Source organism: Geothrix sp. (genome assembly GCF_049292215.1).
In the GTDB taxonomy this organism is placed as follows: domain Bacteria; phylum Acidobacteriota; class Holophagae; order Holophagales; family Holophagaceae; genus Geothrix.
On the sequence record NZ_JBATQW010000089.1, the window covers coordinates 21,128 to 33,735 of the forward strand.

General features: G+C 66.8%; 11 protein-coding genes. 3 read left to right on the forward strand and 8 right to left on the reverse strand.

Going from position 1 to position 12,608, the window contains the following annotated elements:
* The first annotated feature begins 16 nt into the window (after nucleotides 1–16).
* Nucleotides 17–1,717, forward strand: coding sequence for a hypothetical protein (locus WAS25_RS14835; RefSeq protein ID WP_422313477.1), 1,701 nt, complete (start codon nucleotides 17–19; stop codon nucleotides 1,715–1,717).
* Nucleotides 1,718–1,817: 100 nt separating this feature from the next.
* Here the strand turns inward: WAS25_RS14835 and WAS25_RS14840 are convergent, their stop codons facing one another.
* From WAS25_RS14840 to WAS25_RS14865, 6 genes are all read right to left on the reverse strand, one after another.
* Nucleotides 1,818–2,054, reverse strand: coding sequence for a cytochrome c3 family protein (locus tag WAS25_RS14840; protein ID WP_422313479.1), 237 nt, complete (start codon nucleotides 2,052–2,054; stop codon nucleotides 1,818–1,820).
* Nucleotides 2,055–2,247: 193 nt separating this feature from the next.
* Nucleotides 2,248–4,428, reverse strand: coding sequence for a cytochrome b/b6 domain-containing protein (locus WAS25_RS14845; protein ID WP_422313481.1), 2,181 nt, complete (start codon nucleotides 4,426–4,428; stop codon nucleotides 2,248–2,250).
* A 117-nt stretch (nucleotides 4,429–4,545) separates the two neighbouring features.
* Nucleotides 4,546–6,426 carry a cytochrome b/b6 domain-containing protein gene (locus WAS25_RS14850; RefSeq protein WP_422313483.1) on the reverse strand — a complete coding sequence of 627 codons (1,881 nt, stop codon included), beginning with the start codon at nucleotides 6,424–6,426 and terminating at the stop codon, nucleotides 4,546–4,548.
* A gap of 167 nt (nucleotides 6,427–6,593) precedes the next feature.
* The gene (locus tag WAS25_RS14855; protein ID WP_422313485.1) at nucleotides 6,594–6,851 is read right to left on the reverse strand and encodes a hypothetical protein; all 258 of its coding nucleotides are present in this window, start codon (nucleotides 6,849–6,851) and stop codon (nucleotides 6,594–6,596) included.
* Between the two features lie 147 nt (nucleotides 6,852–6,998).
* Nucleotides 6,999–7,250: a hypothetical protein gene (locus tag WAS25_RS14860; protein ID WP_422313487.1), complete on the reverse strand. Its 252-nt coding sequence runs from the start codon at nucleotides 7,248–7,250 to the stop codon at nucleotides 6,999–7,001.
* Nucleotides 7,251–7,357: 107 nt separating this feature from the next.
* Complete coding sequence (locus WAS25_RS14865) at nucleotides 7,358–9,013, reverse strand: acyl-CoA mutase large subunit family protein (RefSeq protein WP_422313489.1); 1,656 nt, start codon at nucleotides 9,011–9,013, stop codon at nucleotides 7,358–7,360.
* Between the two features lie 77 nt (nucleotides 9,014–9,090).
* Here WAS25_RS14865 and WAS25_RS14870 point away from each other — a divergent pair, with 77 nt between their 5' ends.
* Both WAS25_RS14870 and rpe read left to right on the forward strand, forming a co-directional pair.
* Nucleotides 9,091–10,695 (forward strand): amidohydrolase, encoded by a 1,605-nt coding sequence (locus WAS25_RS14870; protein ID WP_422313491.1) that lies wholly within the window; start codon nucleotides 9,091–9,093, stop codon nucleotides 10,693–10,695.
* 4 nt (nucleotides 10,696–10,699) lie between these two features.
* A complete protein-coding gene (gene rpe / locus WAS25_RS14875) occupies nucleotides 10,700–11,386 on the forward strand; it encodes a ribulose-phosphate 3-epimerase (RefSeq protein ID WP_422313493.1) in 687 nt (228 codons plus the stop codon).
* On the opposite strand, the gene WAS25_RS14880 is transcribed toward rpe, so the two are convergent.
* Nucleotides 11,355–11,609, reverse strand: a complete 255-nt coding sequence (locus WAS25_RS14880; RefSeq protein ID WP_422313495.1) for a GIY-YIG nuclease family protein — start codon at nucleotides 11,607–11,609, stop codon at nucleotides 11,355–11,357. The two genes, rpe and WAS25_RS14880, sit on opposite strands and share 32 nt — an antisense overlap.
* Nucleotides 11,606–12,608, reverse strand: a 1,003-nt coding sequence (locus WAS25_RS14885) for a hypothetical protein (protein ID WP_422313497.1), incomplete at its 5' end; no start/stop codon positions are given. The genes WAS25_RS14885 and WAS25_RS14880, both read right to left, overlap by 4 nt.

Here is a 12,608-nt window from a genome sequence, read left to right on the forward strand (position 1 = left end):
TTCCTGCGAGGTCCCCATGTCCCTGAGCGCCGCGAAGCAGTATCTCTCCTTCCCCCACCTGGAGCCCGGCCTGCGGGCGGACCTGGAACCCCTTGTGCGGGCGGCCGAGGGGGGCGATGCCAAATCCCTGGCGGAGCTCGAGGACCGCTTCTTTGAGCCCCTCGCCTTTGGCACCGGTGGCCTCCGCGGCTTCATGGCTGCCGGCCTCCGCCGGATGAACCAGCCGAATGTGCGCCGGACGACGCTGGCGTTGGCTGCGGTTGCTCAGCAGCATGCCCCGGGCAAGAAGGTGGCCGTGGTGGGCTACGACACCCGTATTAACTCCGAGGTGTTCGCCGCCGAGAGCGCTGCGGTGCTGGCCGCCGCCGGCTACCAGGTGTTCCTCGGCTCGCGCCCTCTGCCCACGCCTTTCCTCTGCTTCGCCATGAAGGCCCTGGGCTCCGCCTGCGGGGTGATCATCACCGCCAGCCACAATCCGAAGGAATACAACGGCTTCAAGGCCTACAACGACCTGGGTGGTCAGGTTGTGGAGCCCTGGGACGCTGAGATCGAGGCCCACATGGCGACCCTGCCCGTGGTGCCTGTGCCCCCGGTCGCTCCCGAGGGCCGGATCAGCCCCATCCCGCTGGAAGTGGAGAACGCCTACTTGGCCCTGGGGCTGGACCTGCTCCAGCGGCCCCAACCCTTCACCCCCGCCCGGATCCTCTACACGCCCTTCCACGGCACGGGCATCGCTTTTGTGCCGGCCCTCTTCGAGCGGGCCGCCCTCCCGCTCTCCATCAGCCCCAGCCAGGGCGTCCAGGATGGTACCTTCCCCACGGCCCCCCGCCCCAACCCCGAGGAACTCGCGGCCTACGCGGCTCCCATCGCCGAAGCCGAGGCCATGGCTGCGGAGGTGATCCTCTCCAACGATCCCGATGCCGACCGCATCGGGGTGGTGGCCAAGCGCAACGGGGCCTGGGAGCTCATGACCGGCAACGACCTGGCCGCCCTCACCCTGGACTACCTCTGCTCCGGGAAGGGGCGCAAGGGCGCAGTGATCAGCACCGTGGTCACCTCGGACTTCATGGCCGAGGTGGCGCGGCACCACGGCCTGCCCGTGGTGTGGACCCTCACGGGCTTCAAGAACATCGCCGTCTGCATGGACCGCCTTGACCAGTTGGGCGAGGCCTACGCTTTCAGCGCCGAGGAAAGCTACGGCATGCTGCTGCCCCCCAGCCTGCGGGACAAGGATGGCGTCACCGCCGCCCTGGTGGTGGGCGAGATGGCCGGCCACTACAAGGCCATGGGTCAGACCCTGTTCGAGGCTGTCGAGGCCCTCATGGCTCGGGTGGGAACGTTCCACAACCGGCTGGTGAACCTCGAGGACCCCCGGCCTGGAGGCGCCAGGCGCTTCGCCGAGGCCATGGGTCGCATCCGCACCGCCGGGCTCGCGACCCTGGGCGGCGAGAAGGTCATCAGCTGGGAGGACTTCCAGACGGGCCTCTGGCACCGCGAAGGCCGTAGCGAGCCGATCCTCGATCGACCCGACGACAAAAGCGTGGCCCTGCCCATCCCGCGCAGCAACGCCCTGAAGTTCCGCCTGGAGAGCGGCGCCTTTGCCGCCTTCCGCCCCAGCGGCACGGAACCCAAGCTGAAGGTCTACCTCCAGAGCCGCACCGATGTCGCCCTGCTGGATCGGATGGAAGCAGAGGCCCGTTCCCTGCTCGGGCTGTAGACAATCCCCACTCCAAGCGTCACCAGGAACCGAAATGCAAGGAGCGCTGGCAGGCGATACGACGCCGGTCAGCGCTCCCCACTTCCAGTTCAACCAGGAACTAGAGGGACTTCTTGGTGGTGGTCAGCTTGCCATCGGCGAAGCCGTGGCATTCCTTGCACTGAGCTTCCTTGTACTTCGCCATCATCTTGACGGTGGCGGGGTTGAACTTCTTGTCCTTGGGCGAGCCCTCGTGGCAGACGGTGCACTTGGCACCCTTGACGGTGGTCATCTTGGCATTGGCCACAGGGGCGACGGCCAAGGCGAGCAGGGCGGTGAGCAGGGTGATGCGGCGCATGGTGGCTCCTGTGGTGGACTCGACATCCAGGTCGAGCCAAAGGTGGACTGTCATGATTGTGCCACAGAAGTGTATGGCTGGGTCAAATGCGCCTCGGTGACCCGCATCACAGGCGCCAAGATCCGAGTCCAGGCCTTCCGAATAGAACGGGGGCCCGGATGAACCCGGGCCCCCGTCTTCATTCCATAGGCCCTTAGTGTGAGAGGCGTGAGGTCATGGCGTAGATGATGAGGACCAGTAGCGCGAGACCGACACCGAAGAAGATGTAGCCGGTGCTGCGGGCGATGCCCTTCCAGGCTTCCCACTCGTCCTTCACGCGGTAGTCGTCCAGGCGACCCTCGGCGACTAGGCGGTCATACCAGCGCTTGCGCTCGTGGAGCATCTCGGATTTGGAGATGCGGCCGGAGAAGATGACCGTATCCATGGGGAACTTCTCCAGGCGGAAGTGCGTGTTGAAGAAGTGGACGGTGAAAATGAAGCCGGAAGCCAGCAGCGCCTCGTCGGAGTGCACGATGAGCGAGACGTTGATCATCCAGCCCGGCATGAACCTGCTGAAGAACTCCGGGAACCACATGATCAGGCCCGAGACGCCGATGGCGAACACGCCCCAGAACACGGCCAGGTAGTCGAACTTCTCGAAGTAGGTCCAGCGATCAAATTCCGGCCGCGGTCCCTTCCCGAAGAACCACTTGTTGTGGGCGATGAAATCATCCAGGTCCTGCTTGGTGGGGATCATGGAGTCGGGGTGGGCCATCGCCTTAAGGAGTCGGGAGAACTGGAAGCGCCCGGTCTCGGGGTTTTTCAGATAGTCGCGCCGCTTCCAGAGGTGGCTGAGCATGGTGCTCACGTGGAGCACGAAGTAGACGAAGGTCACCACCGCACCGAAGTGATGGAGGGTGCGGGCCACTTCGGCCCCGCCGAAGAAGCTGAAGATCGCCTTGGCCCAGTCGGTGTAGTAGAACTTCAGCGGCATGCCCGTGATCGTGAGCAGCAGGAAGCTCGTGACGACCAGGATGTGCAGGAACCGCTCGAAGGGCTGGAAGCGGGTGAACTGCTCGTCATCCTCCTGGATCTTGGCCTTGGCCTCGCGGAACTGCTTGGAGTCGTGGCGATAGAGCCAGATGGACCGGAACAGCCAGAGGAGGGTGTGCCCGCCGAAGAGGGCGAAGGTGCAGACCAGCAAGGTGGTCATGACGATGAAGACGTAGTTGAGAATTGGATAATTCTTGCGATCCATGGGGTTGGCATGGGGGGCGTACTTGGTGAAGCTGGTCGTCGCCTTTGGATGGCACTGCTTGCAGGTGTTGACGATGTTGGCGGGGGACAGCCTGGAGTCGGGATCGGCAGCCCGGCGCACATCGTGGTGCCCATGGCAGTCATAGCAGGCGGCCACTGCACTGGCGGAGTTGGCCTTGCCCAGGGCCATGGCCTTGCCGTGGTAGGTGTCGCGGTAGTGTTCGAGGCGGTCCGCATGGCACTTGCCGCAGACCAGATCGCTGCCAGCCTTGAAGTGGGCGTTGGCGGGCGTCTCGATCTGGTGGGCGGAGTGACACTGGATGCAGACGGGGCCGCGGGGATCGCCCTTGGCCAGCAGCTGCCCGTGGATGCTCTGGTTGTAGATCTCCTCGACCGTGACGTGGCACTTGCCGCAGGTCTTGGCCACGTTGGCGTGGTTGATGGGCGAGCTGCGATCGACGCTGCGCTTGATGTCATGCACGCCGTGGCAGTCGTTGCAACTGGGGGCCACGATCAGGCCCTTCTGGAGCAGGGCCATGCCGTGAATGCTCTCCTGATACTGGTCCCCCACCTTGGGGAACTTCATCTTGTACTCGTCAGTGATGCCCTTGTTGGCATGGCACTTGGCGCAGGTCTTGGGCAGGTTCATCTTGTAGACCGGTGAATCGTGCTGCTTCACCGGGACGATGTAGTGGTTTCCATGGCAGTCGGCGCAGCCAGGGGCGGCGGAGGCCCCCATTGCCTTGCTCATGCCGTGGATGCTGCCCTGGTACACCTTCTCCTGCTCGGAGTGGCAGTTCCCACAGGCCACCTTCGGAGGTGGATTGCCGTCGCCGGGGTGGTCCTTGTGCATCTGGGCATGGCAGTCCTTGCAGGCCAGCGTGCCGTGCACGGCCTTGCCGAAGCGGGTGGCATCCACGAAGAGGGAGACCGCTTTGCCACCCGGCCCCTCCTTCGTGGCGTCCTTGTCGCCGTGGCAGTCCAGGCAGCCTTCCTGGACGGCCTTGGGGCCCGCGGCATGGATCGGCGCCGTGGACAGGAGTCCGCAGGCCAGCCAGACCAGGGGCAGGGCCCACCTGAGCCTACGGCGGAAGGGGGCGGCAACGGGGCGAGCGGACAGAAGCGAATCCAGCGGCATGATCGAACCTCGTGAGTGGAGGCAGTGAAACAGGGACAGGCCCAGAGAGGAAGGCCCCCCTATTATCCACTTAAAGGTTGTTTGAGTTCCTCAGACGGAGATCACATTTCCCTGGCTTCAGTGCCCGGATTCACCCCCGGTATCGGAACCGCCCTCCGGGTTCCCCTTCTCCATGAGTTGCCGGTAGTATTCCGGCCGAGTTTCGCGCAGGTGATCGGCGGAGGCCTTGCCCGTCAGCCAGGCCAAGTCCATGGGATAGACATCGGGATCAAAGATCACCAGGTACCAGTGCCAGACCAGGATGGACAGGGTGGCCAAGATGGCCTCGTACCAGTGGGCCGCCGTGGCGGCGTCCAGCACCCAGGTGGGGAAGTGGCGCAGGCTCCAGTTCTGGGCCCAGAGCAGGAGACCCGACACCGCCATCACCACGGTGCCCCACATGAAGGCCCAGTACTCCATCTTCTCGGCGTAGCCGAACATGCCGAAGGTGGGTCGCTTGTCGGTGAGTCCCAGGTTGTAGCGGAGGGTGTTCACGATGTCCTTGGCGTCCTGCCAGCCGGGGAGCAGCTCGATCAGTATCACCCTGTCCTTCTTGACCAGGGCCAAGTGGATGAAGTGGAGCACCGTGGCCGCCGAGATCACCACCGCCGCGATGCGGTGCAGGATGGCCCTGGTTGCGCCTGCACCATGCAGGCCAACGGCTTGGACCCACCCGGCATCCGGGAATTTGAGGGCGAACCCGGTGATGACAAGGACGATGAAGCTGACCATGACCATCCCGTGGGTGATGCGGAACCACTTATTCATACGCGGCAGTTGCTCGCCTGTCCCATGGTGCGGCTTGTGCCTGCGCAGCTTGGCCAGCCAGTCGATGCCGTTGTGGAAGAGCATGAAGCCGATGGTCATGGGGATGAGGGCGTAGTAGGCCCAGCGGATCCACTGGACAGAGATGTGCTCGGCGCCACCGGCGGTGCGGACGTGGACCCGGCCGTGGCTGATCTTCTCCCCCAGGCCCGGATGACACTGCCCGCAGGTCTTCTGCAGGTTCGCGGGATTGATGGTGGAGCGGATGTCCGCCGAGGGCAGGATGTTGTGCACGCCATGACAGGAGGCGCAGTTGGCGGCCGTCTTCTGCCCGCCACGAATGGCAAGGCCGTGGAAGCTGTCCTGGAAGGCCGGCACCTTGTCGCCGAATTCGTAGCGGGAGTTCATGCGCTCGTCACCATGGCAGCGGCCGCAGGTCACGGTGGAGACGCGGGCGGGATTCACCAGGGAGCCAGCTTCCTTGGGCGCCAGGATGCTGTGCTCGCCGTGGCAGCCCGTGCAGGTGGGTGAATCGTTGGAGCTACGCTTGACCGCCAGGCCATGCACGCTGTCGGCGTAGATGGCCTGCACGTCGTTGTGGCAGACCCCGCAGGTCTCGGCCACGTTGGCGCGGTTGACCTTGGCCTTGGGGTCCTTCGAGGCCAGGATGTCGTGGCTGCCATGGCAGTTGGAGCAGGAGGGCGCCGAGGTGTTGCCCTTGGCCACTTCGCGGCCATGCACGCTCAGCCGGTAGGCCTCCACTGGTTTGGCGAAGGGGATCTTGTGCTTGGCGAGGAAGTTGGGGTTGGAGTGGCAGGCCCCGCAGGTGTCTGCCAGGTTCTTGCTGTTCACCGGGGAGGTGGGCTGGCTGCCGGACTGGATCTTGTGGGCCGAGCCATGGCAGGACTGGCAGGTGGCCGTGTCGGTCATGCCGTGCAGCTTGGCCTGGCCATGGACACTCTTCGAATAGGCCTTGACCTGGTCCTCGTGACAGCTGGCGCAGGTCACGGGCTTCGGCTTGTCGGCGTGCGGCAGGCTGGTGATGCTGCTGTGGCAGCCGACGCAGCCCATGCCCCCATGCTTCGATGCTTCGAAGGCGACGAGGTCAACCTCATGGCAGGAGGTGCAGTCCTTGGGCGTCGGCGCAGCCGCGAACATCACCACGGACATCAACCCAGCAAGCAGAAGACGCATAGCCACCTCGTCAGTCCTCTAAACTCTAGCCTGAGAACCCGACGAAATACGACCTTCTGGTGATTTAGGTCACGCCAAAGGCCGAGAAACGCGTCTCACTTGGTAGAAACAAGAAAACCGCCGGGTGGCAAATGCCTCCCGGCGGTTTGATTCGGACCTGCCCAGGCTCACTTGCCCTTGTAGTCCTTCAGCCAGGCCAGATCCACCTCGGCAGCCTTCTTCTCGGCTTTCAGCTTGAGGAGGAACTTGCCGCGCTCGTTGGACTCGGAAGCCCCCTTCTTCGGCATCTTGTCCACATGGCAGGACTGGCAACCGGTGATCTCAGCGAAGCCGAGGTCCTTTGCCTTCTTGACGAAGGGGAGTTTGGCCTGGGCCGACAGGCCCGCGAGAGCCAGGATCAGGGTGACGGACAGGGCGCGTCGCATGGTGCCTCCAAAAAGGTGTGAGAACTTGAGGTTGATTGCGGTCAAGCATGACAGGTCAGCCTGAGTGTCACCAAACCCTTGAGACTCTGTGAAAAACGCCGGGTGGGGGAGGCAACCCGGCGTTTCGATTCCAGTCATGCACGGGGATCACTTGCCCTTGTAGTCCTTCAGCCAGGCCAGGTCCACTTCGGCGGCCTTCTTCTTAGCCTTCATGTCCTCGAGGAACTTCCCGCGCTCGTTCAGCTCCCCGCCCTTCTTGGCCATGCCCACGTGGCAGGCCTTGCAATCCTTGATCTCGGCATGGCCGAGTTCCTGGGCCTTCTTCACCCAGGGCATCTTGGCCTGGGCGGGAACGGCGAGAATCAGCGCCGCAGCGGCGATGAGGGTGAGGGTGCGCATGGTGCCTCCTGGGGCTGGTGTCCCGGAGACCGGGACAGGTTCAGCGAGGTAGTTGCAATTCGGATGCCCGCTTTCACAAACCGGCCCGGAACGCCGAACCAGCCAAGTCAGAACACCAGGTGTTCCTGGTATTCCCCGAACACGCCACGCAGGGTGTCGCAGATCTCCCCCACGGTCGCCTCGGCCTTGACGGCCGCCAGAATGCGCGGCATCAGGTTCTCGGTGCCCGCCGCGGACTCCCGCAGGGATGACAGCCGGTCATCCACCACAGCCTGGTCGCGCGCCGCCCGCACCGCCGCAATCTGGGTGCGACGCTGGGCACCCAGGGCCTCATCCACCCGCAGCAGATCCGGTTTCGGCTCACCGGTGACGGTGAACTTGTTGACGCCCACCACCACCTGCTCGCCCTTCTCCACGGCCTTCTGGTAGGCGTAGGCCGCGTTCTGGATCTCCCGCTGGGGAAAGCCCTTCTCGATCGCACTGACCATGCCGCCCAGGTCATCGACCTTGGCCAGCAGGGCCGCCGCGCGGGCCTCCAACTCATCCGTAAGCGACTCCACGAAGTAGCTTCCTGCGAAGGGATCCACCACGTCCGCCACGCGGGACTCGAAGGCCAGGATCTGCTGTGTTCTTAGGGCGATTCGGGCACTCACCTCGGTGGGCAGGGCCAGGGCCTCGTCGCGGCTGTTGGTGTGCAGGCTCTGGGTGCCACCACAGACGGCGGCCATGGCCTGGACGGTGGTGCGCACGATGTTGTTGTCCGGCTGCTGCGCCGTGAGGGTGCTACCCGCGGTCTGCGTGTGGAATCGCAACATCTGGCTTTTTGCATCGGTCGTCTTGAAACGTTCCTTCATGATTCGGGCCCAGAGGCGGCGGGCGGCGCGGAACTTGGCCACCTCCTCGAAGAACTGGTTGTGGGCGTTAAAGAAGAAGCTGAGCCGCGGCGCGAAGACCTCCAGCTTCAGGCCCGCGTCCAGGGCTGCCTGCACGTAGGCGATGCCGTCGCCCAGGGTGAAGGCGATCTCCTGGGCCGCGGTGCAGCCCGCCTCGCGGATGTGGTAGCCCGAGATGGAGATGGTGTTCCAGTTGGGCACCTGCTCCGCACAGAAGGCGAAGATGTCCGTGATGAGCCGCAGGCTCTGGCGCGGCGGAAAGATGTAAGTGCCGCGGGCCATGTACTCCTTGAGGATGTCGTTCTGGATGGTGCCGCTCACCTGGTCGAGGCGCACGCCCTGCTCCTCGGCCACGGCGAGGTAGAGGGCCAGCAGCACCGCCGCGGGGGCGTTGATGGTCATGCTGGTGCTGACCTTGTCCAGGGGGATGTCATTGAACAGGCGGCGCATGTCGTGGATGGAGCTGATGCTCACGCCCACCTTGCCCACTTCACCCAGGGCCATGGGATGGTCGGGGTCCATGCCGATCTGGGTGGGCAGGTCGAAGGCCACCGAGAGGCCCGTGGTGCCCTGTTCCAGCAGGTAGCGGTAGCGGGCGTTGCTCTCCTCGGCGGTGGCGAAGCCCGCGTACTGGCGCATGGTCCAGAGACGGCCCCGGTAGCCGGAGGGCTGCACATGGCGCGTGAAGGGATACCTGCCCGGCGCCCCCAGATCCCTGAGGGGATCGAACTCGGCTAGGTCCGCCGGGGTGTAGCTGTTTTTGAGTGGGATGCCCGAGCTGGTCTCGAAGGTCCGCTCGCGCAGCTTGGCCGGATCTTCCTTCACTGTCAGCTGCGTGCGCACCTGCTCCAGGAAATCCTTCTGGTACATGAGGCCTCCGAATGGATCCACCTTATCCCTCGAAGGCGTCCGGACGCTACACTGGCCCTTCCCCTCCGCGAGTTCCCATGCCCCTGCCGCCTCCGCCCCCCGCCCAAGTCCAGCTCCTCACCGGTGCCGATGTCTGGACCGCCCAGGGCCCGCAGAAGGGCCAGGCCGTGGCCATCCAGAAGGGGAAGATCCTGGCCGTGGGTCCGATCGAGGCCATCGCCCGGTCCCACCCGAAGGCCCAGCGCGTGGACCTCCCCGGCGGCACCCTCCTGCCGGGCCTGATCGAGGGCCATGCTCACGTGGGCGGCCTCGGAGCCCTGGCCTGGAAGGTCGATCTCGCGGGCCTGGACAGCCTGCCGGAAACCCTTGGGCGAATCCGCACCTGGGCGGACGCCCATCCCGAGGGCTGGCTGCAGGGCCGCGGCTGGGACCAGAACCGCTGGCCCGCCAAGACCTTCCCCCGGGCCCTGGACCTGGATGCGCTCACAGGAACCCGTCCGACCTGCCTCCAGCGGGTTGACGGACACGCCGTGTGGGTGAACACCGCGGCCCTGGCCATCGCGGGCATCGGGCCCGACACACCCGACCCCGAGGGCGGGCGCATCCTCAAGGACGGCTACGGGCGTCCCAGCGGCATCCTGCTGGACGCGGCCATGGACCTGGTGACGAAGCACATCCCGGCGCCCACGGAGGCCCAGGTGGAAGCCCGGCTCCGGGCCGGGCTCCTGGCCCTTCGGGCCGACGGCTTCACCGCCGTGGCCGACATGGGCGTGGACGGCCGCGAGCTGGCCGCCTACCGTCGGCTGGCGGAGGCCGGCACCCTGCCCATCCGCGTCTTCGCCTACCTGACCCATGACCACGACCTGATGCTGAAGGAGCTGCGGCCCGGCAAGCGCAAGCAGCTCTCCTTCTTCCAGGTGCAGGGGGTGAAGTTCTACCTGGATGGCGCCCTGGGCAGCCGCGGTGCCCGGCTGCTGGCCCCCTACGCCGACGAGCCCGCCACAAAGGGATTGTGGGTCACGGATCCCGCCAAAGTCGGTACCGACGCCGCCATCACGCTGCGCGCCGGGTACCAGCCGGCGATCCACGCCATCGGGGATGCCGCCAACCGCGCCGCCCTGGACCTGCTGGCCACGGCCATGAAGAAGGGCAAGGGCACTCTGCCCCCGCGCATCGAGCATGCGCAGATCGTCACCGCCGAGGACGCCGCCCGCTTCGGCAAGCTGGGCATCGTCGCCAGCGTGCAGCCGGTGCACTGCACCTCGGACCACAGCTGGACTCCGGCCCGCCTGGGGCCCGAACGACTGAACGAAGCCTTCCCCTGGCGCAGCTTCGCTGCAGGCGATGCCCTGCTGGCCTTCGGCAGCGATGCCCCCGTGGAGGACGCCAACCCCTTCGTGAGCCTCGCCGCAGCCGAGACGCGGCAGGATCCCCAGGGCGATCCCCCGGGGGGCTTCCTGCCGGACCAGCGGCTCTCCCGCCTGGAGGCCGTCCGCGCCTACACCGGCGGCAACGCCGCCGCCCTGGGCCGGGCCAAGGAATTCGGTACGATCCAGAAGGGGGCCGTGGCGGATCTCTTGTGGGTGCAGGCGCCCCTGGGGGAGATCACCCCCGAAGCCCTGCGGAAGGTGCGGCCGGGACGGCTGTGGGTGAACGGGGCGGAAGTCCCCCTGGCACACTAGACCCATGAACCTGCGCCCCCCCGCCCCCCTCCTCTGCCCATCCCTGCTCTCCGCCGACTTCACGCGGCTGGGCGAGGAGCTGCGCATGATCGAGGCCGCCGGGGCCCAGGTGGTGCACGTGGACGTCATGGACGGCCGCTTCGTGCCCAACATCACCATCGGCCTGCCGGTGGTGGAGAGCCTGCGCAAGGCCACCACCCTGCCCCTGGACTGCCACCTGATGATCGTGGAGCCCCTGCGCTACGCCGCCGACTTCGTGAAGGCGGGTGCCGACTGGGTGAGCATCCACCAGGAGGCTGATCCCCACCTGCACCGCACCCTGGACGCCATCCGCAAGGCCGGCGGCAAGGCCGGCGTGGTGCTGAACCCCGGCACGCCCGTGGACACGCTGGTGGACCTCGTCGGGGACTTCGACTTCGTGCTGCTCATGAGCGTGAACCCCGGCTTCGGCGGTCAGAGCTTCATCCCCCGCGTGCTCGACAAGGTGAAGCGGCTCGGCGCCCTGCGCACCGAGCGCGGCATCCCCTTCTTCATCGAGGTGGATGGCGGCGTGGGCATGAAGAACGCCGCCGACCTCATCCGCGCCGGGGCCGATGCCCTCGTGGCGGGCAACGCCTTCTTCAAGGCTGAGGATCCGAAGGCCGCCGCCGCGGCGCTGCTCAGCGAGATGGCCCGGGGCCGCACAGCCTGAGCTTGGCCCCACGCGGTAGCCGCTTGATGGCCCGCTCCCGGCGCAGGGCCTCCGCCTTGGTGGCGTAGGCTTCGGAGTAGACCAGCTGCAGCGGCCCGCGGCCCCGTGTGTACTTGGCGCCCTTTCCGGCCTGGTGCAGCTCCAGTCGCGCCGCCACGTCCAGGGCGATGCCGCAGTAGAGGGTGCCATCGCTGCACTGGAGCAGGTACACCGACCAGGTCACGGCAGCCGCCAAGTAACGGGAAAGGCCTCGGCCAGGATCTGCTCCGCGGTGGCGCCCTGGCCGGCCCGGAACCGGGCCGTGGCCAGGCAGAGCCCCACGTTGTGGCCCCAGCCGCGGCCGCGGAGGCGCAGGGATCCGTCCGCCTGAACCTCGCCTTCACAGGCGTTGCTGGGCCAGGTGGTCCAGCCGAACCGGCGGCCCGCGGCCAGGCGCAGATCCTCCACGGCATAGGGGCCGGACTCCCCCAGCCGGAGGCCCAGCTGACCCGGCTTCAGGCCAGGCTTGACGTCCCGCTTCAGCGCGGCGACCTGGGCGGCGCTGAGGGTGCGCTCCCATGCTGCCCAGCGGTCTCCGGGCACCACGGTAACCTCACCTGGGCCCACGGGGCCCTCGCCCCAGACCCCGCGGGGACTAAGTCCGCAACCTCCGGCCGAGCCCGTGAAGAAGGCCCAGCGCGCGTCGAGGTTCAGCTCCGGCGAGACCGCCACGGCCCCCGCCGTGTCCGCCGAGGCCACGCCCCGCACCACGGCGCAGTGGGTGAGCGGACAGAGCGCGCCCCCCTCGTGCTGCCGCGGATGGCCCTCCAGCCAGCGGCCCAGCACGGCGGCCAGGGCGCGGCGGGCCTCGAAGGGTGCATCGACACCCAGCTCGCCCTCGGCGGCGGCTGCGATCCAGGCGTCCCTGGAGACCGTCCATTCGAGACGCCAGCCCTGCGCATCGGCCCTGACGCGCACCAACCCCCGGAGGTCACGCACGGGAAAATCCGCTGCGAAGCGCACCCGGCCCCGGAAGCGCCAGCTCCTCCCAAGGCGGTGTGGCAGCCGCTGGCCGTTCACGGTGAGCGGGCCCCGCAGTCGCTCGGCGGGCCAGACCACGGTGACGGGGTCGGCCGCTGTCAGGGCCTCCTTCACCCAGGTCTCGGGCTCCTGCACCCGAATCGGCGGCCCGGGCAGGGGCTCGCGCCGCAGCCAGGCTCGGAGCCAGCGGTAGGCCCAGGCC